18 protein-coding genes are annotated in these 21671 nt (G+C 43.4%); 6 read left to right on the top strand and 12 right to left on the bottom strand.

Annotated features, from left to right (window positions below; all coding sequences use genetic code 11):
• Nucleotides 1–152: 152 nt before the first annotated feature.
• From ACVBIU_RS11080 to ACVBIU_RS11120, 9 genes are all read right to left on the bottom strand, one after another.
• A complete protein-coding gene (locus ACVBIU_RS11080; RefSeq protein ID WP_447163833.1) occupies nucleotides 153–3620 on the bottom strand; it encodes a putative Ig domain-containing protein in 3468 nt (1155 codons plus the stop codon).
• A 1011-nt stretch (nucleotides 3621–4631) separates the two neighbouring features.
• The gene (gene der / locus ACVBIU_RS11085) at nucleotides 4632–6104 is read right to left on the bottom strand and encodes a ribosome biogenesis GTPase Der (protein ID WP_447161192.1); all 1473 of its coding nucleotides are present in this window, start codon (nucleotides 6102–6104) and stop codon (nucleotides 4632–4634) included.
• Between the two features lie 85 nt (nucleotides 6105–6189).
• The gene (bamB, locus tag ACVBIU_RS11090; protein WP_447161191.1) at nucleotides 6190–7377 is read right to left on the bottom strand and encodes an outer membrane protein assembly factor BamB; all 1188 of its coding nucleotides are present in this window, start codon (nucleotides 7375–7377) and stop codon (nucleotides 6190–6192) included.
• An 11-nt stretch (nucleotides 7378–7388) separates the two neighbouring features.
• Nucleotides 7389–8009 carry a YfgM family protein gene (locus ACVBIU_RS11095; protein WP_447161190.1) on the bottom strand — a complete coding sequence of 207 codons (621 nt, stop codon included), beginning with the start codon at nucleotides 8007–8009 and terminating at the stop codon, nucleotides 7389–7391.
• Between the two features lie 14 nt (nucleotides 8010–8023).
• Nucleotides 8024–9298 carry a histidine--tRNA ligase gene (gene hisS, locus ACVBIU_RS11100; RefSeq protein WP_447161189.1) on the bottom strand — a complete coding sequence of 425 codons (1275 nt, stop codon included), beginning with the start codon at nucleotides 9296–9298 and terminating at the stop codon, nucleotides 8024–8026.
• Nucleotides 9299–9435: 137 nt separating this feature from the next.
• Nucleotides 9436–10551, bottom strand: coding sequence for a flavodoxin-dependent (E)-4-hydroxy-3-methylbut-2-enyl-diphosphate synthase (ispG, locus tag ACVBIU_RS11105; RefSeq protein ID WP_447163832.1), 1116 nt, complete (start codon nucleotides 10549–10551; stop codon nucleotides 9436–9438).
• Nucleotides 10552–10573: 22 nt separating this feature from the next.
• Nucleotides 10574–11575 (bottom strand): RodZ domain-containing protein, encoded by a 1002-nt coding sequence (locus tag ACVBIU_RS11110; RefSeq protein WP_447161187.1) that lies wholly within the window; start codon nucleotides 11573–11575, stop codon nucleotides 10574–10576.
• Nucleotides 11575–12363 (bottom strand): type IV pilus biogenesis/stability protein PilW, encoded by a 789-nt coding sequence (pilW, locus tag ACVBIU_RS11115; protein WP_447163831.1) that lies wholly within the window; start codon nucleotides 12361–12363, stop codon nucleotides 11575–11577. The genes ACVBIU_RS11110 and pilW overlap by 1 nt, the downstream gene beginning before the upstream one ends.
• A 32-nt stretch (nucleotides 12364–12395) precedes the next feature.
• The gene (locus tag ACVBIU_RS11120) at nucleotides 12396–13517 is read right to left on the bottom strand and encodes a bifunctional tRNA (adenosine(37)-C2)-methyltransferase TrmG/ribosomal RNA large subunit methyltransferase RlmN (RefSeq protein WP_447161185.1); all 1122 of its coding nucleotides are present in this window, start codon (nucleotides 13515–13517) and stop codon (nucleotides 12396–12398) included.
• Nucleotides 13518–13676: 159 nt separating this feature from the next.
• Between ACVBIU_RS11120 and ACVBIU_RS11125 the strand changes: the two genes are divergently transcribed.
• Nucleotides 13677–14750, top strand: a complete 1074-nt coding sequence (locus ACVBIU_RS11125; RefSeq protein ID WP_447163830.1) for a CNNM domain-containing protein — start codon at nucleotides 13677–13679, stop codon at nucleotides 14748–14750.
• 199 nt (nucleotides 14751–14949) lie between these two features.
• Nucleotides 14950–16737, top strand: coding sequence for a bifunctional metallophosphatase/5'-nucleotidase (locus tag ACVBIU_RS11130; protein WP_447163829.1), 1788 nt, complete (start codon nucleotides 14950–14952; stop codon nucleotides 16735–16737).
• A 99-nt stretch (nucleotides 16738–16836) separates the two neighbouring features.
• Here the strand turns inward: ACVBIU_RS11130 and ACVBIU_RS11135 are convergent, their stop codons facing one another.
• The 3 genes from ACVBIU_RS11135 to ACVBIU_RS11145 all read right to left on the bottom strand — a co-directional run bounded on the left by ACVBIU_RS11135 (nucleotide 16837) and on the right by ACVBIU_RS11145 (nucleotide 18214).
• Nucleotides 16837–17337: a GNAT family N-acetyltransferase gene (locus ACVBIU_RS11135; protein WP_447161182.1), complete on the bottom strand. Its 501-nt coding sequence runs from the start codon at nucleotides 17335–17337 to the stop codon at nucleotides 16837–16839.
• A gap of 165 nt (nucleotides 17338–17502) precedes the next feature.
• Nucleotides 17503–17805 carry an NrfJ gene (locus ACVBIU_RS11140; protein WP_447161181.1) on the bottom strand — a complete coding sequence of 101 codons (303 nt, stop codon included), beginning with the start codon at nucleotides 17803–17805 and terminating at the stop codon, nucleotides 17503–17505.
• A 175-nt stretch (nucleotides 17806–17980) separates the two neighbouring features.
• Nucleotides 17981–18214, bottom strand: coding sequence for a DUF3820 family protein (locus tag ACVBIU_RS11145; protein WP_447161180.1), 234 nt, complete (start codon nucleotides 18212–18214; stop codon nucleotides 17981–17983).
• 592 nt (nucleotides 18215–18806) lie between these two features.
• Between ACVBIU_RS11145 and ACVBIU_RS11150 the strand changes: the two genes are divergently transcribed.
• From ACVBIU_RS11150 to ACVBIU_RS11165, 4 genes are all read left to right on the top strand, one after another.
• Complete coding sequence (locus ACVBIU_RS11150; protein ID WP_447161179.1) at nucleotides 18807–19550, top strand: AAA family ATPase; 744 nt, start codon at nucleotides 18807–18809, stop codon at nucleotides 19548–19550.
• The gene (locus ACVBIU_RS11155) at nucleotides 19510–19953 is read left to right on the top strand and encodes a CopG family transcriptional regulator (RefSeq protein WP_447163828.1); all 444 of its coding nucleotides are present in this window, start codon (nucleotides 19510–19512) and stop codon (nucleotides 19951–19953) included. The genes ACVBIU_RS11150 and ACVBIU_RS11155 overlap by 41 nt, the downstream gene beginning before the upstream one ends.
• A gap of 215 nt (nucleotides 19954–20168) precedes the next feature.
• Nucleotides 20169–20993: a M90 family metallopeptidase gene (locus tag ACVBIU_RS11160; RefSeq protein ID WP_447161177.1), complete on the top strand. Its 825-nt coding sequence runs from the start codon at nucleotides 20169–20171 to the stop codon at nucleotides 20991–20993.
• Nucleotides 20994–21045: 52 nt separating this feature from the next.
• Complete coding sequence (locus ACVBIU_RS11165) at nucleotides 21046–21531, top strand: nuclear transport factor 2 family protein (protein WP_447161176.1); 486 nt, start codon at nucleotides 21046–21048, stop codon at nucleotides 21529–21531.
• Nucleotides 21532–21671 lie beyond the last annotated feature (140 nt).

The raw sequence follows: 21671 nt of genomic DNA on the forward strand, positions 1-21671 counted from the left end.
GTTTAAAAACACTCGGATTTTGCCATCTTATAAAGATCGGTCAACCGATCAATAAACTGCTAAATGATCGGCATTAAACCCTAGGGTTCCTTTTTAAATGTCACTTGAACTATTTTGTTAATCGACAAACAATTGCCATTTAAGCTCTGAGTCTACAGTTTGTAACCTTTACGTCTAATGAACAACGAGATAACCGCTACCAGTATAAATAAGGGGCCAAAACTACCACCACTTGATTGATTAGTATCTGTATCTGTATCTGTGTCCGTATCAGTGCTTGTGACGGTGATAGTAAAAGCAGTTAAACTTGCACTTGCGTCAGAACTATCTTTAACACTGATGACGATACCTGAGGTCGTACCAATGTCGCTTTGTGTTGGTGTCCCCGTTAATGCCCCTGTTGAAGTATTAAATGATGCCCAAGTTGGCTTATTGATAATACTAAATGTTTTAGTATCTCCAATATCAGCATCAGTTACTGTTGGTATAAAGCTATACAAGGCACCTTCAGCCACTGAAGTTGCTGGAACCCCTGAAATGAGCGGTGCAAAATTAACATTTACAACCGTCACTACAACGTAATCGTTAACGCTTGCACCATCCTGGTCAATTGCTGTCACGATAACTGTTGTGCTTCCTACATCTTCTTGGGTTGGTGTCCCCTTATAGTTATTACCTTCGAGCTTCATCCATGAGGGAATATTTGTGAGGATATAGCTTAAATCATCGCCATCAGGATCTGTAAAAGCCCCGTCTGGAGATGGAAAACTATACAGCTCACCTTCTCTTGCCAATTGGTCTGCTATAGGGCTATCGAGAACTGGCGCATCATTAGTATTCAATACGGTAAGGTCAAAACTCACAAGGCTATCTGTTGCACCTGCCCCATCAGCTACCGAGATCACAATGCCTGAGGTCGTACCAATGTCGCTTTGTGTTGGTGTCCCCGTTAATGCCCCTGTTGAAGTATTAAATGATGCCCAAGTTGGCTTGTTGGTAATACTAAAGGTTTTTGTATCTCCAATATCTGCATCTGTTACTGTTGGTGTAAAGCTATACAAGTCACCTTCAACAACAGACGGTTCAGAGCCCCCTGAAATGATTGGTGCAAAATTAACATTTACAACCGTCACTACAACGTAATCGTTAACGCTTGCACCATCTTGGTCAGTTGCTGTCACGATAACCGTTGTACTTCCTACATCTCCTTGGGTAGGTGTACCCGTGTAATTATTACCTTCAAGCGTAATCCATGACGGTAAGTTTGTGATGATATAGCTTAAATCATCGCCATCTGGATCAGTGAAAACACCAAGTGGGGAGGGAAAACTGTACAAGGTCCCTTCACTTGCAAATTGGTCTGCTACAGGATTAACCAAGGTGGGTGCATCATTAATATTCGTTACGGTAATATTAAAACTGGCAAGGCTATCTGTTGCACCTACGGTGTCAGTAACCGTAATCACAATACCTGAGGTTGTACCAACATCACTTTGTGTCGGCGTACCCGTTAATGCACCTGTTGAAGTATTAAACCATGCCCAAGTTGGTTTATTACTAATACTATAAGTCAGGTCATCACCATCAGCATCAGATCCAACGGGTATGAAATTGTAATCAGTATCTTGATCAACAGTTGTGCTTGGGCTACCTGATATAGTGGGAACGTTGTTACCATTGGAAACATGGATATCATGGGTGTAAAGACTGGGTTCATTTACACCATCATTTATTACGATTTTAGCTTGTACTGTATATTCACCGCCCCCATTGACTGGGGTGTAAACAACACCTTTAAGCAGGCTTTGTGCTTGCCCTAAGTCTATCGGACCTATGTTATTAACAGATAAGCTTCCTTTGTCACTAGCATTTAAAGAAAGCGTAATGGTAACGATGTCATCATCACCCTGGGTTAAAATGAGTTCGTTAAAGGGCGTGGCTGTTTCTACAGAGGCCAATTCGGTACTGACTTTAATTTTTTTGGTGCCTTCTACAGTACCATCACTGAACCAGAGTTCATTATTGACACTAAAGTAGATGTTCTCGGCAGATGCCGATAAATTATCAACAGTTGTGCTACCACCGATTGTTATGTCATGTAACATAAAAGTGCCGTCGGTGGTGCCATCACTCACCCAAAGTTCACGCCCGTGTACGCCATCATCAGCGTAAAAATAAATTTTTTCACCAAACTGAGAAATAAAGGTTACAGCAGGGTCGCCGTTGACATTAATATCTTTTAATAAGCTTGTGCCGTCCTGAGTGCCGTCACTAATCCAAAAGGTGTTACCACTGCCAAAATCGCCCTTAAAATAAAGGGAGTTTTTGATGATGCCTAAATTACTAAATATCGCACTGCCGTTACCAGTGTTATTAGCAATAACTTGCTTGGTGCCCCCTTCGCTGCCATCAGTAGCCCAAATGCCGCTTAGCCCATTTGAACTTGGATTAAAATAAACTTTATTGTCTAATGGCTGGGTAATACTGGAAAAAGATAAGTTATCGCTGCCAGTTGCGATGTCTTTTATTATTCTTGTGCCGCCTATTGTGCCATCTGTTATCCACAATTCGTTACCGTAGGTAGATTCGTTAGCTAGAAATATTAAGTTACCCCCTAAATTCACAGTTTGTTCAAGGTAGGTGCTGACTGAAGCAATCTTAATTGTTCCGGCTTTAGAACCATCGGATACCCATAAAGAGCGAGCATTTGAAGCGTCATACGCAGCGAATACGAATTTGTTGTTGAGAGCAGTTAATCCAGTTACGTGAGATGAGCCCCCAGGGTAAGTATTAATCAGCTCATAGGTACCTGATGTGGTATTGTCTGTTACCCAGAGTTCACGAGTCCCTCCCTCTGGTGTTCTTGCATTAAAAAATATACCCGCTTCCAATGCATAGTAATCATACAAGGCATCAATATCAGCTTTGAGTAATTGAGTGCCAGCAGCCGTGCCATCGCTCATCCAAAGCCCTTGCTGTCCCCCTGTATTGCCTTCAAAATAGAGGTTACCTTCGACAGCGATACTGAAACGATCACTGGTAAATATTGTATTTGTTTGGCTTATGTCTGAACCATCCATCAACAGTTGGGTACCATTTGGCGTGCCGTCGGATCCCCATAAGCTTTGGCCTGTTCTAGGCTCACCAACGGTAAAATAGAAGTGTTCATCCTGAACGCGGAAATTACTAATCACTGAACTTCCATTGTAGGTGATGTCTTTTAGTATTGTGGTCCCCTCTATAGTGCCATCCGTGGACCAGAGTTCATTGCCAGCTAATCCATTATTAGCCACGAAATAGGTATTAGATTTAAACTTAATAAACTGACTGTTAACTTTTGGTATAGGGGCATAGATGTTAACGGCTGAGTTCGCTTCAATCCAATCTCCACGGACCATGTGTTCACACTCAAATCGATCCCTTATATACTCCTCTTCTACATTATCAACCATGCACACAAACCAAGTGCCGTTTTCGGCAGCGCAAGATTGTTTATCTGGAGTAAAAAGGGGTTGTTGATGTTCGTCTTCACAACCAGCGGCAATGGATGATGAAGGTAGAAGTATTAGTGTACTAGCCAGTAGAATACGTAGCTTACGTGGTAAGTTAAAAATGGGCATTGAACTCTCTTAATTAGTTTTTGATTTGTTTTTGATTTGATTGCATTTAAAAAGTTTTAATTCGTAAAAACAGCAGCAATATGAGCATTAGTGAATAGGATGATTTAACTATTATTCCACGCGCTTATTGTTAAGCAAATGCGGTTGAGGATATCTAATTTCGGCAGATGTTACATAGCAGCTCACGACATGTAAACACCTTCGGCTCAAGTAGCAATACGCTGAATCTGAAACAAAAAAACAACAAAGTAAATATAGGGGGAGAGTCAAGGTATAAGTGATAAAATTTATAATATTGAGCATCACAATTATGCTTAATATTATTAATCTATGAAGCTTTATACTGAAACGCAAATATTGATATTTTCAGATTATTCTGTAGAGTTTATTCATTAGTGCTCAAAAATAAGTCACCTTTTAGTTTACTCCCCCCTCAAATATATTTACGTAACAGTCAAATTAAATGTAGTTATACTTAAACCTATCAATAATGAAAAATCAGGCTGCTATACCTTTCTGCTATGTAGGCATTCACTACGAGAAATTTACTTTGATAATTTCTGTCGTTTAGTTCAAGAAAAATAACTGCCTTCGAAAAGAAATTGAATCGATGACGGAGCAATGCCTTACGGAAGCATCATAAGTCATACTTACAAAGTTTTTACTATCAGTTTGACCTATACACTGTTGCCCCCCTAAAGCGCAAAGTACCAAACCAGAGACAGTAAACCTCTCTATTAAGTGTATTCTTTAAAGATGCTAAACCTATGTTTAGGAGTCTAGACTTTATAATATTGACAACGCTAATACACATGCGATGTTTTCTCATATCTACCCATGCTTTCCCTATTACTTCGCTAAAAGCCGGAGTCCAATGAACATGAGTAATCTTGGGGCGAAGCCTCATAATGATAACCACCTACTGGAGTAAATGGTTTAGTGCTGAAAACAAAAAAGGAACCCTAGGGTTCCTTTTAAAAGTCTTTCGACTATTTCAAACAAGAAAAAGCGTTAATCTTTATTCTTATCGCGAATATGACCCACCATACGCTTACGGCGACGCTCTTGGCTCACGGTTAGCTTCTTGGTGTTCATGCCCTCAAATGGGTTGCCACCTTCCTGGAAACGTAACTGGATTGGCGTACCAACCACTTTTAATGAACGACGGAAGTAGTTCATCATGTAACGCTTGTAAGAGTCTGGAAGCTTCTTAACCTGGTTACCGTGTACAACCACGATTGGTGGGTTGTAACCACCGGCGTGAGCGTATTTGAGCTTAACGCGGCGACCATTCACCAATGGTGGCTGGTGATCGTCTTGTGACATCTGCATGATGCGAGTCAGCATTGACGTACTGACGCGGCGCGTAGCACTGTCATAAGCTTCTTCGATTGATTCAAACAAGTGACCCACACCTGTACCGTGAAGTGCAGAGATAAAGTGAATACGAGCAAAATCGATAAAACCTAAACGGCGATCAAGTTCTTTCTTCACGTGGTCTTTAACATTCTGATCGATTCCGTCCCACTTGTTGACGGCAATCACTAATGCACGACCTGCGTTTAGAATGAAACCTAATAGACCTAAGTCTTGCTCAGCAATACCTTCACGGGCGTCAATAACCAATAACACGACGTTACTGTCTTCAACCGCTTTTAGGGTTTTAATAACTGAGAATTTCTCAACCGTTTCATGTACTTTTGCACGGCGGCGAACACCTGCAGTGTCAATCAATACGTATTCACGACCTTGACGCTCCATAGGAATGTAAATACTGTCACGCGTGGTGCCAGGCTCGTCATAAACAACAACGCGCTCTTCACCCAAGATACGGTTTGTTAGCGTTGATTTACCCACGTTAGGCTTACCGATAATCGCAAGCTTGATTGGCAGGTCTTGCAGACGTTTCTGCTCTGCTTCAGCTTCTTCTTCGGTGTACTCACGCTCTTCTTCGTCATCATCACCGTCTTCTTGCTTAACGATACCCATCGCTTCAGCATAGGGTGCTAACGAGTACTCAATCATGTTGGTTACGCCACGGCCCTGAGCCGCTGCCATCTGGTAAACTTCACCCAGACCCAATGACCAAAACTCAGCACAAGCAGAATCAGCATCGATACCATCTACTTTGTTGGCAACAACAAAGGTGGTTTTTTCACGGCTACGTAAATGTTGAGCAATCGCTAGATCGGCAGCAGTTAAGCCAGCGCGCGCATCGGTCAAAAACAACACCACATCTGCTTCTTCAATCGCAGCAAGAGATTGCTCGGCCATGCGAGTTTCAATCCCTTCTTCAGTGCCATCAATACCGCCAGTATCGACCACGATGAACTCATAACCTGCAAGATGTGCTCGGCCGTATTTACGATCCCGAGTTAGCCCAGGAAAGTCAGCGACAAGCGCATCTCTGGTACGGGTAAGTCGGTTAAAAAGGGTCGACTTACCAACGTTTGGTCGCCCTACAAGGGCCACAACAGGAATCATTTTATTGCCTCTATTACTCTATTTCTAATAACTAAAAAGCCCCCAGATACACATCCAGGGGCCTTATCATCTCTAACGACTTGGCTTACGGAAGTGTTACTCGAACCACTTTTCCACCACGAGTCTGCACATATAGGTTGTCATTAACCACCAATGGCTGACTGTATAAACCAGAGCTATCAACTTCTACACGTCCAACAATTTGACCGTCAGACCTGTTTAAAAAATGAAGATAACCTTCAAAATCACCGACTACCACATAATCTTTAAACACGACTGGCGCGGTTAAACTACGGTTAGCAAGTTCTGCATTATTCCATAACTCTAGACCATTTCGTCTATCAACAGAATAAATACGGCTGTGATCGTCGACCACAAATAGGCTTGCGCCCGAGTAAGCGAGTTCATGGAAGCTTGAATAGCTACGTGACCAAACCACGCGACCCGTTCGCATTTCCATTGAAACCAAGTTGCCATTATAACTAACCGCATAAAGGTTTTCGCCCACTAATAACGGTTTCATATCTATATCGGCCATACGCGAGAATTCATTGCCTCCCGCTGGCGTATAGATAGCTTGTTCCCAAGCCGCTTGACCATTATTTTTAATGACGACGGCAATTTTACCGTCGGCGGTGCCAACAAAGAATCCACCTGCGTCATATGAAGCAGAGCCTGTACCACGTAGGGTCAAGGTCGGTAGTTGATTCTCATACACCCACTTTTGCGTACCATCATCCACGTCAAACGCTTCTAATGTGCCTGCGCCAGTGTTAACCACAACAACATCTTCGCCAACTGTCGGCGCTGATAATAGTTCGCCACCGGCGATTACATGCCAAACGGCCTCACCAGTCGCTTCATCAAATGCCGCTAGCAGGCCACTTTCTCCGCCCACAAATATCTTGTTACGTGCTGCTGTTACACCACCGGCTAGACGTGCGCCTTTGTTTTTAGCCAAGGCATTATCTCTGAACGCAGAGCTAAAGTCATTTTGCCAAATACGCTCACCGGTAACTTCGTCAAATGCTTCGACTTTACCGTAACGGTCTGCAACAAACAGTTTGTCATAACGGGCCGCCGGACGTAGACGTGAATAATAATCGCCTACCCCTGCACCCACATTCGCACTCCAGCTAACTTCTGGAAACACGCTAGCTTCAATCTCGCTAAGTGGTGAGATCGGCTCTTCTTCTACATCACTAGATGAACAGGCAGACAACATACCTATGCTCATGCCACATGCGAGCAGTGTTTTGCACCAAGACTTCATGGGCAGATTCCTTATGCCTTGTTCAGATTATCAAGCTTCATTTGTAATGTTGGACTTGTCATTGTGCCACCATTCTCTACCGCAGTTTGATAGGCAATCTTTGCCTTTTCTGTATCACCTTGGCGTACTAAGAAATCACCTTTTAGCTCATCTCTTTGAGCCTTTGATGCTGGATCGGTAATTTGATCAAGCGTAGCAATTGCTGTCGCGTATTGACCTTGTTCAGCTTGTACACGCGCTAAACGCAGGGTTGCAATAAGCACAATGCTGTTATCAACATTGGTTGCAATCACAGTCTTTAGCGTCGTTTCTGCTTTTTCTAAATCACCAGCTTCAACGGCAGACTTGGCCACCAATAGCTCAAGCAGAGATTGATAACCTTTTTGACCGTGCGCTTTAGCAAAGTTTTCTGCAGCGACTAACATAGCAGCATCTTCGCTATTTTGAATACTTAACGCTTGGAATGACTCAGACGCTGCTTCAGCTTGAGCCAATTGGTAGTCAGAATAATAGTTCCAACCGAATAGTCCACCTAAACCGACAACGGCGCCTACAACTACTGATGTGCCGTAATCTTTCCAGAACTGTTTGATAGCATCTACTTGTTGCTCTTCTGTGCTATAGATTTCCACTTAGTCTTCCCCTTTTAAATCAGTTCTGCAATATAAGTCGCCAATGCATCACGGGCAACCAATTCTTGTGCTTTATCTTCGCGAAGGTGCTTCACTGCAACTTGGTTATTGGCAAGCTCATCTTCACCAATCACTAGCGCTACTGTTGCACCGCTCTTATCGGCTCGCTTCATTTGCTTCTTAAAGTTACCGCCACCACAGTGGCTCATCACTTTAGCATTTGGCAAGCCAGCTCTTAGCTCTTGAGCGATCTTAATCGCTTCAACGCGGCAGTTGTCACCCATTGCTGTCACGTAAACGTCGACGCTTGGACCAATGTCCTTGTCTAGTTCAAGTGTCTCTAGCAGTAAGACGATGCGCTCTAGGCCCATTGCAAAACCAACGGCTGGTGTTGGTTTACCGCCAAGCTGACCCACAAGCCCGTCGTAACGTCCACCGGCTAATACTGTGCCTTGTGAACCTAAGCTTGATGTGACCCACTCAAAAACTGTGCGATTATAATAATCTAAACCGCGCACTAGGCGAGGATTGATTGTGTATTGGATGCCGACAGCCTCTAAGAGTTCACATAAATGTGAAAAATGTGAACGAGTGTCTTCACCAAAGTAATCCATTAACACTGGTGCATCGGCTAAAAGCGCCTGTACATCAGCATTTTTAGAGTCAAGTACACGTAATGGGTTGCTGTACATGCGGCGCTGGCTATCTTCATCCAACACCTCTTTGTGTTGCTCTAAGAAAGCAATCAAAGCATCACGGTAAGCGGCGCGCTCTTCAACATCACCTAAAGTGTTTAGCTCTAAGGTCACATGTTCGGTAATACCGAGTTTTTCCCATAGCTTGGCAGATAGCATCAATACTTCAGCATCAATGTCTGCCGTTGGGATCCCGTATACTTCTACACCAAACTGGTGGAATTGACGGTAACGTCCTTTTTGTGGGCGTTCGTGGCGGAACATTGGGCCCATGTACCAAAGACGCTGCTCTTGGTTGTATAGCAAACCGTGCTCATTACCTGCGCGAACGGTTGAGGCTGTGCCTTCTGGACGCAGCGTTAAGCTGTCACCGTTTCTATCTTCAAAGGTATACATCTCTTTTTCAACGATATCAGTCACTTCACCGATAGAGCGCTTAAAGAGATCTGTACTTTCAACGATAGGAGTACGAATTTCGCTGTAACCGTATGAACCCACTGTTTCACGTAATACGGTTTCAAGTTTTTGCCATAAAGGACTTTGAGTAGGCAGAATGTCATTCATTCCGCGAATCGCTTGGATCTGTTTTGCCACTATTCGACTCGTCAAATTTGCTATATAAAATTAAAAAACGCCTCGCATTATAGGCGTTTCGAGACTAAACGTACAACAGGTGCATTCACCCATAAAAAATCACAAGCCATGATAGCGGGCTTGTGATTAATCTGTACTTACTTATTTAAATCTTGTGCTGGGATACGACCTGCAATTATTGCCGCTTTGGCGCGGATTTTTGCTTCTAGCGAATCAACAATATTATTGTTGTCAAAACGCTCTTTTTGGCGCACACCATCATCAAAATAACCACTCATGCGGTTACCACCAGTTAGACCAATATCTGACACTAGCGCTTCACCCGGTCCATTGACCACACAGCCAATAATCGATACATCCATTGGCGTGACGATGTCTTCAAGTCGTTGCTCAAGCTCATTAACCGTTGAAATCACATCAAACTCTTGGCGAGAGCATGACGGACAAGCAATAAAGTTAATCCCGCGTGAGCGAATACGCAGTGACTTTAGAATATCGAAACCGACTTTGATTTCTTCTACCGGATCGGCTGCCAGTGAAATACGTAGCGTGTCACCGATACCGTCAGCAAGCAACATACCAAGACCAACCGCAGACTTGACTGAACCCGCACGAGCGCCACCCGCTTCGGTGATACCAAGGTGCAGTGGCTGAATGATTTGTTTAGCCAACAAACGGTAAGACTCAACCGCTAAAAATACGTCTGAGGCTTTTACACTGACCTTAAACTGATCGAAGTTTAAACGGTCTAGAATATCCACATGGCGCATTGCTGATTCGAGCAGGGCTTCTGGTGTTGGCTCTTTATACTTATCCATTAGATCTTTCTCTAATGAACCACCATTGACACCAATTCGAATCGGAATATTTTTATCACGTGCGCATTCAACGACACTGCGAATACGCTCTTCGTTACCGATATTGCCAGGATTGATCCGCAGGCAATCTACACCGTACTCTGCCACTTTAAGCGCGATACGGTAGTCAAAATGGATATCGGCAACCAGAGGAACTGTGGTTTGCTGTTTGATCAGCTTAAACGCTTCAGCTGCGTCCATTGTTGGTACGGAAACGCGAACAATGTCAGCACCGACATTCTCTAACGCTCGAATTTGTGCAACGGTCGCAGCAACATCAGTTGTGCGCGTATTGGTCATTGACTGCACCGCAATAGGCGCGCCATCACCAATAGGAACGTTACCAACATAGATGCGGCTTGATTTGCGTCTGATAATAGGAGATTCGTTATACATCGTCTGTGTGCTCTGTGATCTGTTATTGTCCAGCGTGTGGCAATGTCATTCTCGCCACCTTACCGCCAGGATACTGCTCCAAACTAATCGCTTTGCCATTAAGTTGGATATTGACTACTTGCGGAGCGCCTAACGTTACCGAAAATGGCTCAGCCCCTTTAAGAATAAGTTCGCTGCCCGATTTTTTAAGATCGCTAACCAAAACGTTACCATTGGCATCGGCGACTTTTATCCAGCAGTCACCGGTTAACGTTAGCGTAAGTGTCGAACTTAAGGCGTTATTCTCACTTTCTGTTGACGCTTGAGCGATTGGCTCTGCCAGAGCCGACTCCGTTTCCTGCGTAGCAGATAGTGGAGCGGTTTGTATCTGAGTGTTTGGTATCGATGCTGCTTCTGGCTGGGCACTAGAGTCCGCTGTAGACGCATTTTGTTCAGCGCTTACCGATGAATCTGCGTCCGAGAGTGCTATTTGCTCAATTCCAGTGTCGCTGTCATCGACTAACACGACATCAATAGGGCTAACAAGGTCGACTTCAGCTGAAGCGGCAACCTCTTCAGCAGTTGGCTGAGAATAATCTACTGCAGCATCCATAGAGGACTTTTGAAACCACCACAGTACCATCAGCCCAAGTAACACAAATACAATAATATAGGTAAGTGCCATCAAGCGGCCATCACGAGCCTGGCGTGTCGTCTTGCGAGAAAAGCTCTGCATAGACGGCTTTTCATCACTTTCAAGCTGCTTATCTAAGCATTGCTGTACGATAAAGGGATCGGCTTGCACGGCACGAGCGTAGTTTTTAACATAACCACGGACGTAGGTTGCTGCACCCACCTCTTGTAAATTATCAGCCTCAATCTGTTTCACGATAATAGGCCGCAAATGCAATTGTGATGCGATAGCCTCTATCGACAGCCCCTTATTTTCTCGGGCTGTTTTTAGCAAAACGCCCAGTGTGAGCGTCGGCTCATCCACTAGGCTTTCATTGTCTACATTGGGCTCTTGATTCTGTTCATTTTTCATTAATGCATACTAGCCCGATATTCTTTGGCCTGAATAGACTGCGGAAACTTTGCCAGTAATAAAATACCGAACCGTCTTACCGCACCTTCGTCATTCAAACCTTGTTCAATTTCAATCCCTAGCGCCAGACTGGTTGCAGACTCTGCCGCTACCCTATGGTAACGAGACAACTGCTCTCGAGCCTCAATTAACTGACCCTCTCCTAAATCGATCTCTGTGAGCTCGATAAGGGAAGTGCGCCGTCTAGGATCATACTTAAGTGCCATGGCAAAATATTTTTTCGCTTGGCTAATTTGACCCGCCTTGCGGCTGCAAATACCTAAATTTTCATAGGTCGATGCAGAGCGAGTATACAGAGGTTGGGCAACCGCTTCTAAGAACATTTTCTCTGACTCAGCATATTTACCCTGCTGACACAAAAATGCACCGAAGTTATTGAAAGCGTCGCCTGTTGCATCACTCGTGCGAATCGCTAGCCTGTATGCTTGCTCTGTTTTTTCGAGTTCGCCTACTGACTGATAGTAATAGGCGAAGGCAATATGAACTTCTTCTAAGTCAGGTGCAAAAGCCAACGCACGATCGAGGTTGGCTTTGGCTTGCTCACTATTGCCTTTTTGTAGATAGGTTAAGCCAAGTTGTATACGCTGACGAGCAGCGGAAACCTTATCGACTTTTCGTTCAGAGACAGGGATATCAGTCCCTGCATAGGTATCTTGGGTAATACACCCCGTTGTCATCATAGATGACAATATTAATACCAGTGGTAACACCACCTTACTCTGATTCATTGTTACGCCCATCTACCAGTAGATACAAAGAGTTAGTTCATTGTGACTGAAATCTGGCTCTCTTGCATGCGTTTTTTTGCTAAACGCTTTGTTCTATCACGAATATCACCTGCTAGCTGACCGCATGCGGCATCGATATCATCACCACGGGTCTTGCGCACAATTACTGTCAGCCCGTACTCCATCAACACTTTAGAGAATCTGTCGATGCGAGAGTTAGATGAACGACCATAGGGTGAACCTGGATATGGGTTAAACGGAATTAAGTTAACCTTACAAGGCGTGTCCTTCATCAACTTAGCTAATTCATGCGCTTGATCTGTGCTGTCATTGATATGATCTAGCATCACATACTCAACGGTCACGCGGCCGCGGTTAGCATTTGATTTAGCAATATAACGGCGAATTCCCGCTAAGAACTCTTCCAGTGGATATTTTTTGTTTACAGGAACTAACACATCACGAAGCTCATCATTCGGTGCGTGGATACTCACTGCCAATGCGACGTCTAACGCATCACCCAGTTTATCCAGTGCAGGAACAACCCCTGACGTTGATAACGTTACACGGCGCTTAGATAGGCTGAAACCAAAATCATCAAGCATGATATCCATTGCTGGGATCACGTTCTTAAGATTAAGTAATGGCTCACCCATTCCCATCATTACGACGTTAGTAATAGGACGTTCACCGGTATCTTTAACAAAACCGATAAAGTCGGCCACACGCCAAATTTGGCCAACGATTTCTGACACGGTCAGGTTACGGTTAAAGCCTTGCTGCGCGGTTGAGCAGAAAGTACATTCAAGTGCACAACCAACTTGTGACGATACGCACAAAGTTGCACGATCATCTTCAGGGATATAAACCGTTTCAACTTCTTGGCCATCACCAACATTAATTGCAAACTTAATCGTACCGTCTGCTGATTTTTGATAGCTTGAAATCTCTGGTGCCACAATCTCACACTTGGCGGCAAGCTTTGCTCGCAACACCTTGTTAATGTTTGTCATTTCTTCGAAGTCACTGACGCCAAAATGATAAATCCATTTCATCAATTGATCAGCACGGAATGGCTTTTCACCCATTTCGGTAAATAGCGCTCTTAATGCTTTACGATCAAGATCCAATAAATTGATCTTCTTTTCACTCATTTTGTCTAACCTCAAAAAACCTAAAACCTGCTTGCGGGCGGCGAATTATACAGATCTTAACAAATATTAGCCAGCAGGCTATCACCAAAGTTAAAAACCTATGCTAGAATCCGCCCAGACTACTTTTGGTCTGCCATTTGGAGGTGTAATTTCACCTTTATGATAACCCTTATCATTATAATATTTGTCGCGATTACCGTCTCTTTTCTTTGTAGTGTGTTTGAAGCTGTATTGCTTTCTGTCACGCCGAGTTACATAGCCACACTAACTAAAACCAACCCTGGTGCAGCTAGTCGGTTACGTAAACAAAAAGAGAACGTTGAATCTCCTCTTGTTTCCATCCTTACGCTAAACACTATCGCACACACCGTTGGTGCTGCTGTTGCTGGTGCGCAAGCTGCTAAGGTATTTGGCGATGAGATGCTTGGCGTATTTTCTGGTGTTCTTACCTTCTTAATTCTCTTCTTCTCAGAGATCATCCCTAAAACCTTAGGTGCAAACTACTGGCGCTCATTAGCTCCTACTGTATCTATAGCATTAGTTTGGATGGAGCGTAGTACTTTGCCTCTAATCTGGATGTCTAATCAGGTAACTAAGCTGATGGGCAAAGGCGACGAAGGTCAATATATTCGTCAAGAGATGAGTGCAATGGCTGAAATTGGTCGTGCATCAGGAGAACTTGATGAGCAAGAGTCTAAAATTTTGACTCAAATGCTATCGGTTAAAGAGATGCCAGTAACCGCTATCATGACGCCAAGAACGGTAATGTTTAGACTACCGACCGACTTGAGCCAAGATGAGTTTGCCAAGCGATTTATGGCAAAGCCTTTTACTCGAATTCCTGTGTATGAACATGAGCCTGATAATATTATCGGCTATGTTAATCGAAACGACATCTTGCTGGCTGAGCGCTCAACTCCAAAAGAGTCTATCGCTGTGCTTAAGAAGAACTTATTAGTGATCCCCGAGACGGCTAAAATTCTGCCTCTTTTTGAGCTAATGATTAAGCGCAATACCAAGATTGCAATGGTTGTTGATGAATACGGTTCTAACGAAGGTATTGTAACCTTAGAAGATATCGTTGAATCGCTACTTGGGCTTGAGATTGTTGATTCGAATGACCCTGTGGCAGACATGCAGCAATTTGCTCGTAAATTGTGGAGCCGCCGCATGAAAGATAAGGGTATCGTTTTATCCGATGATGGCGATTTCGAACAAGAACAAAAAAAATAGCTAAACTTAGCTAATTGAATGATAAAAAGGGAGTTTAGCTCCCTTTTTTAATGTCTCAATTTCGGCAGGGGATCATAAGCGTCCTCACCCAACTCCAATATCAACTTCTGACTTCTTCGCTTGCTACGCGGCGAAAGAATCTCCTTGTCATTATTTATACTCATCATGCTATAATCCTCGTTTGGTCCAGAGGAATAAGATGACAACGTCCCTATCTATATCAGTAGCTACAGCGACTACACCAAAGCTGTACCAATTAAAGCTTGCTCACATCAATGATACACACTCTCATTTCGATGCAAACCGTATTCAATTTACGATTTATGAGCAACAAAAAGAGCTGACGCTTTATAGCCATACTGGTGGCTACGCCCGTATCGCCCATCAGCTCAAGCAAGCCAAGTTAGCCGCTAAAGACAATCAACAGAGCTTTCTATTTTTACACGGTGGCGACAGCTTTCAAGGCACACTTTATTTCAATGAGTTTAAGGGTAAAGCTAACTCAGATTTATTGAATATGCTGCAACCTGACGCCATGGTGCTTGGCAATCATGAAATCGATGCGGGTAATGAACCCGTACTCGACTTTCTCAATGATATCGACTTCCCGCTATTGGCTGGCAATATGGACCTTAGCCAAGAGTGTCAGCAAAAAACTGCGTGTCTTGCAAACCACCCAAACCTACTCGACTTAGATCCGCTCACTCAAGCGGCTAAAGTGCTACTAAAGCCATTGCAAGATAAGCAAGTCGCAATTATTGGTATCACCTTAGATCAGATGACCGAAATTGCGCGTCCCGATGATGATACCCACTTTGTAAGCGCTATCGAAACGACTCGTCGCAGCGTGGCTCAACTAAAAGCCAGTGGTATTGACCACATTATCGTTTTAAGCCATTTAGGGCTCGACCAAGATAGAGTGTTAGCCGCAGAGGTCGACGGCATTAGCATTATTGTTGGTGGCCACTCACATACGCTGCAAGGCGACTTTACTGCTGTTGGCTTATCTAATATGCCTTATGGCGAACGCGTCAATGATACCGCGATAGTGCATGCAGGTAAGTATGCTGAAACCATTGGCATTGCCGACATAACCTTCGATGCCAATGGTAAAGTTGTCAGTCTACTTGGCGGTAATTACTTCATGCTAGATCGGCAGTTTATTCTGCAAGCATCTACAGATGTCAGCCCACAAGATTACTTGAACGTACGACAAACATTAGCATCACACCCTCTGATATTATGGGACGATGAATGTAGCCAGGTTCAAGCTCGAATTTTGAAAAAGTATCGTCCTAGCCTTGATGCATTGAGTAATAAAATTCTGGGTTTTGTTCCTAGAAACTTAATCCATACTCGCTTACCCAGTAAGGCCCTGCCACATGGCAGTGAAATCGCGCCTTGGGTCAGTCGTAGCATGTATCAAGAAACCCGAGAGCTGAATATTAATGTCGACTTTGCACTGCACAATGCTGGCGGAGTCCGTCAATCGCTTGATAAGGGGGATGTGAGTCTAGCCGAAGTCGTTGGCCGGATCCTTCCATTTGATATCCCGCTGGTCACTTACGAGATCAAAGGCCGATACGTATTTGAAATGCTAGAGTCCGCGATTAATGCTGCAACCAATAACAGTGTGATAGGCACTGGTGCAGGCAGTTTTCCTTACACCTATGGCCTAAAATACTTTTATGATGGCAGACAGCGATTAGGGCAACGCATTATTAAGCTTGAAGTGTTGAAAATGAAAGATGCCCAGCCATTATGGCTACCTCTTGATCCTGAATCTTATTACACTGGCGTTTCATCTTCCTATACTGCATCGGGTAAAGAGGGCTACCATCCAATATTAAAAGCTAATTGGCAAAAGGATATCGAAGGGTTAAGTCTACCAGAGGCGTTTATTCGCTTTATTAGTAAAGCGCAGTGTTTAAATGAAGCGCTTGAACCTCAGGTTCACTACACGAGCCATAATCTCGTACCGGTGTAACCGACCATTACTAGACTGCGGTATGAATTGAGTGGGCAAGGGCTGAACTTTCGGCTTTGCCCAACAAAAACGGATTAATTAGAAAGTTAACTTCATAGCCTAAGTCAATTTTTTAAGCATGTAATAACCCATAATGACCACGCCACGTTTTTCTTGATAGCTGCGGTGTCTCACTTTAAAACCCATTGACTCAAATAGCGGCCTCGACAGTTTAGAAGCATCAACCGATAACTCATCAAACTCACGTTGACTTGCCCATTGCGCTAACTCTGTATATAGCTGCCTCGCGATACCGCGCCCTTGATAGTCTGGATGCACATAAAGGCTATCGATGTAACCACGGCTGTTAAAGTGAGTTTCTAGGTTGATAAAACCACAACACAGAGCATGCCCCGACGCTTGGTTTTGCTCATCAACCATTAGCCAGGTCTTAGATCGCGACAGGCGCTTGTGCCAGTGATAACTCGAACGCGGCGCAAACGACCAAGCCATCCTTTCTTGTGCGGTGTAAACAGCATCGCTTATCTGATTGATAACGGTATGCACCAGCATAGACACATCGGCAGCATAGTCTTTTTGATAAGGGATAAGTTTTAGCATTAGGTCTTTTCTGAGAGTTTCGCGAGTAATTCGTGAGGGCTATTGTGCGGTAGTTTGACACAAAATAAAATGGCGTAGACTCAGTCTACGCCATTGGAATTTAAAACGGCAAAATAATCTATCTCAATCCGAGCCTTATTAGCTCAAAGGATAAAAGAGTAATCATTATTTTTTATCGATACGGCCAACAAACAACAGCTCATCGAAAGTACGGTTTAGCGTTTTACTGCTAAAATCGTTCATCCACATTTGCTCTTGAACAACAACTGTGTCGCCCTTTTTAACTTCAATCTGTGGACCTGCTGCCCAAAAAGTTTTGTCAGCTTCTTTAATCTGTACGTAGGTATAACCGCCGCCATTCATGGTGTCCACGACAGTTCCCTCATGCATAACACCTTGTGCCCATGCGCTTGAGATACCGAGTGCTAACGTTGCTGCCGCAGCCAATTTAACGAGTTTAGCTATCATCGGAAATTTCCTTTAAATAAGTTATCAATTCATCATTATTAAAGCATGCAATAGGTTATAAATCTCTAATTAGTCACAACTATAGAGATTGAATACTCAACTATTAGATCCAACTCTCATTACAAAGTATTTTATCCCTACCACGGAACTTTTTTAATTACAGTATATTTATCACTCAACGAGAACCCTTGCGTTTAGCTTCATCTAATATGGGTTGCAGCATACCTTCAAGCCCATTTAGTTTTACTTCATACATTAGCGCGAGTTGCTGGCCTAACTTCCCTTCAGGAAAGCCCTTAGAGTGAAACCACACTAAGTAAGGCTCTGGCAGTTCGAGTAAGCGTCTGCCAGCATATTTACCAAAAGGCATCTTTTGAGTAATGGCTTCAAGCAGAAGTTTTTCATCCATCACCGTTCTCCTCAACTCAAAGTATTATTAAATCAAAGTATTATTAAATCAAAACTTGTTATAACGCCACATTCTATCAAAATTTATGGCAAATACAGCCCTAATAAAGACGACAACTGGAACCCTGGGTAAATTTACCACAAAACAGATCGACACTTTGTTATACCTTTTCGCGATACAAAGGGTTACCTATATAACCAACCGGAATAACAAAACCGTTTAATGAGCCGTTTACACTGAAAAATAGCTCGATACTTATGCACCAAAACTGACTAGATATCACCCCGAACGAGCTAAGCAACTAATTAAATTAACAAATAACCACTTACGGCAACACTTTTAACGCTGCGCCAAAAAACCAACAAAACCAACAATAACGTCAAAAAAACACCGGCGGCCAATTTCTATAAAAAACGTCAAAAATCATGCTGTTGACGAAGCAAATAGATCAACCTAGATTAAGCTTACGGTGACAGAAAGATGAGATGGATTACAGTCATTAACAAATCCGCCTCACCAGTACGCAAACTGTTACTGACCTTCATTCTCAAAATAATAACAACACATTAACCGCGTACAAGAGGAAAACAATATGATCATACTCGTCGGTGGCGAAAAAGGTGGTAGTGGTAAAAGTTGCCTAGCCCAGAATGTCGCTGTATTTCTAACAGCAGAATGCCAAGCCTCAGTAATTATGGTTGATTGCGACCCTCAGCGTACGACATCAGATTGGATCCATGCTCGCAATAACAACCCCGACTTACCCAGCATCAACTGTGTGCAGCTTTACGGAAAAATTCGTAATGATCTTCTTAGCTTAGAGCAACATTATGATTATGTAATAGTCGATTGTGGTGGTCAGGACAATTTAGCATTGCGTGCAACAATGTCGGTTGCTTCGCACGTACTGATGCCCCTTCGCCCTAAACGCCGAGATCTGAAAACGGTCAGCCACATGGATGATATTGTCGCAACGTGTATGATGATAAACCCCAAGATGCGCGCCACATTTGTTATCACTCAATGCCCAAGCTTGCCTAACCAAGCCAATCGAATCTTTGAAGCTAAAGAAGTATGTAAGACATATGACATTAATGTGTTAGATGCGATTACCTATAGCCGAAATATCTATGACGACAGCGAAGAGTCAGGTCTATCCGTGCTCGAAATTGAACCTAAAGGCAAAGCCGCAGGTGAAATTAGAGGTATTGCCTGTGAAATGCTGCAAGTCAATAATGCAACAGAAATTCGCAACCGCCTTGCTGAAAAACACATGATCAAGATGAGAGGTAATTATGGGTCTGGCAGATCTCAAGAAAAACTCTACGCCGTCTAGTTCAACCCATAGGCAGATCCAAACGAGGCAGCTAGCACTCGATGATCTAATTGATGACTTTATTAACGATGCGAGTCGTTACGCTTCTGGCCAAGAAGTACTTGCCACCAACTCAAGTAAAGTCATAGAGTTAGAACGAAAGAAGCCACGATTTCAGCCTGAGTTCAGAAGCAATTTAGTCACTAGTCAGCAAGCCGAAGCCGTTTTAACTGTAAAGAAGGGAAATAGCCCCGTAAGAAAGGCAACCTTCACTTTAACTGAGTCAGCCATTGCTCACTTAGCGACGCTGGCCGATGATTGCGATGTAGCAAAGTCAAAGTTAATTCGCTTCTTAATTGAACATCATTTTAACTTAAGCCCAGAGCAAAGAAAGCAAAAGGAAAAAAGCATTATCGTTGAATAATGCCAATCAGTATAACTCCCTTCCCTTAGCTGGCAGTAGACCGACAATTCTGAAGTATTGCGCTGCCAGCATTTTTCAATCCAAAAAATTCTTACTTTCAATCTCAAGTCTAAAATCATCGAATAAAACGAATCAGTAACACTGCTTGGTTGAATCTTACTCGTTATGGCCATATATCATCAGTAAGTAAACAAACCTCAATAGAAAGGAATTCTATGTTAGCGATTTTTCTTATCTTACTTATCAGTGGTAGTGCAATTGTATGGATTGCTAGTGCGCCATGGCGCGCTCGTCAAAGACGCAAGCGGATTAACCAACAGCCCTTTCCCCATGAGTGGCGTGAGATCTTAAAACGGCGTACTCCGTTCTTCAGAGTCTTACCCACGGATCTGCAACTACAACTTAAAAAACACATTCAGGTCTTTATCGCTGAAAAGCATTTTGTCGGATGCGACGGTCTGAAAATCAACGATGACATTCGCGTCACTGTGGCCGCACAAGCTTGCTTACTATTACTCAATAGAAAAACTGACTTTTATCCGAGGTTAAAAGAGATCCTGATTTATCCTTCGGCGTTTATTGTCGAAAACCAGCAACAACACGGTGCAGGAGTCGTTTCTGCCCAGAAACGCGTCTTAGCGGGTGAATCATGGCAACATGGTCGAGTGGTATTATCTTGGCAAACAACTAAGCACGACGCTGCGGTGCCTGATGATGGCAGTAATGTGGTGTTCCATGAGTTTGCCCATCAGTTAGATCAAGAAGATGGCCGCGCAAATGGCGCTCCTGTGTTAAAAAATATTGCAGACTACGCTTCTTGGTCTAAAGTGCTAATGCAAGAGTATCAAACCTTAGTCGATGCCTCTGTACACGGTGAACTTTCATTATTTAGCTACTATGGCGCAACGAATCCTGCAGAGTTTTTTGCCGTTGTAACGGAAGTGTTTTTCGAACAACCCCATGAGTTTATCAATCAGCATCCTGCACTGTATCAAGAGTTGAGTTCCTTTTATCAACTTGATCCCGTCAATTGGAATTAAAACCGTTATAGAGTGAAGGTCAGTAACACTCTACATAATCACAAGGATAGATATGTTCAATCTCAGTGCCTCGAAAACAATAGGTATTTTATTGTTACTCTCAAGTTCCATTTCAAGCAATGCACTCGCCATTGACACAGCACAAAGCGATAAGCAACAAGCAACCATGGTTTTAGATGCCTTAAACCAATACTCTGCGACCGCCGATTGGGATAATTACTTTGCCCTTTATGATGATAAAGGCATTTTTATCGGTACAGATGTCAATGAACATTGGGATAAGGCCGAGTTTGAACAATATGCCAGGCCAACAAAAGGCTGGCGTTACGATTTAACCAGTAGAAAGATGACCCAGCACGGTGATGTCATCTGGTTTGACGAAATATTATCTAACCCCTCTTACGGCGTGAGTCGTGGAACCGGAACCTTAATCAAGACAACCAAAGGTTGGAAAATAGCTCAGTATCACTTAAGTTTCCCTATCCCTAACGCCATAGCAAAATCGATTACTCAACAGATAAAGACCGCAAAAAAATAGCAACAGATGACAAACCGAACACCAGCTAAAACAGAAAAAGCGCTGCAAAGCAGCGCTTTTATCAACTTGAAACCCTAATCCATAATTTGGTTTGTAAATATTTCATATCAATGACTTAAAAACACGCGCTCCCTGTAAGA

The organism is Shewanella sp. 30m-14 (assembly GCF_052977125.1).

Coding starts and splice junctions, on each gene's coding strand:
- ACVBIU_RS11110 (WP_447161187.1), bottom strand. CDS start 11,575: ATGAAAAATGAACAGAATCAAGAGCCCAATGTAGACAATGAAAGCCTA.
- ACVBIU_RS11120 (WP_447161185.1), bottom strand. CDS start 13,517: ATGAGTGAAAAGAAGATCAATTTATTGGATCTTGATCGTAAAGCATTA.
- ACVBIU_RS11140 (WP_447161181.1), bottom strand. CDS start 17,805: ATGATAGCTAAACTCGTTAAATTGGCTGCGGCAGCAACGTTAGCACTC.
- ACVBIU_RS11150 (WP_447161179.1), top strand. CDS start 18,807: ATGATCATACTCGTCGGTGGCGAAAAAGGTGGTAGTGGTAAAAGTTGC.
- ispG (WP_447163832.1), bottom strand. CDS start 10,551: ATGTATAACGAATCTCCTATTATCAGACGCAAATCAAGCCGCATCTAT.
- ACVBIU_RS11130 (WP_447163829.1), top strand. CDS start 14,950: ATGACAACGTCCCTATCTATATCAGTAGCTACAGCGACTACACCAAAG.
- der (WP_447161192.1), bottom strand. CDS start 6,104: ATGATTCCTGTTGTGGCCCTTGTAGGGCGACCAAACGTTGGTAAGTCG.
- ACVBIU_RS11145 (WP_447161180.1), bottom strand. CDS start 18,214: ATGGATGAAAAACTTCTGCTTGAAGCCATTACTCAAAAGATGCCTTTT.
- ACVBIU_RS11135 (WP_447161182.1), bottom strand. CDS start 17,337: ATGCTAAAACTTATCCCTTATCAAAAAGACTATGCTGCCGATGTGTCT.
- ACVBIU_RS11155 (WP_447163828.1), top strand. CDS start 19,510: ATGGGTCTGGCAGATCTCAAGAAAAACTCTACGCCGTCTAGTTCAACC.
- ACVBIU_RS11165 (WP_447161176.1), top strand. CDS start 21,046: ATGTTCAATCTCAGTGCCTCGAAAACAATAGGTATTTTATTGTTACTC.
- bamB (WP_447161191.1), bottom strand. CDS start 7,377: ATGAAGTCTTGGTGCAAAACACTGCTCGCATGTGGCATGAGCATAGGT.
- pilW (WP_447163831.1), bottom strand. CDS start 12,363: ATGAATCAGAGTAAGGTGGTGTTACCACTGGTATTAATATTGTCATCT.
- ACVBIU_RS11160 (WP_447161177.1), top strand. CDS start 20,169: ATGTTAGCGATTTTTCTTATCTTACTTATCAGTGGTAGTGCAATTGTA.
- ACVBIU_RS11080 (WP_447163833.1), bottom strand. CDS start 3,620: ATGCCCATTTTTAACTTACCACGTAAGCTACGTATTCTACTGGCTAGT.
- ACVBIU_RS11125 (WP_447163830.1), top strand. CDS start 13,677: ATGATAACCCTTATCATTATAATATTTGTCGCGATTACCGTCTCTTTT.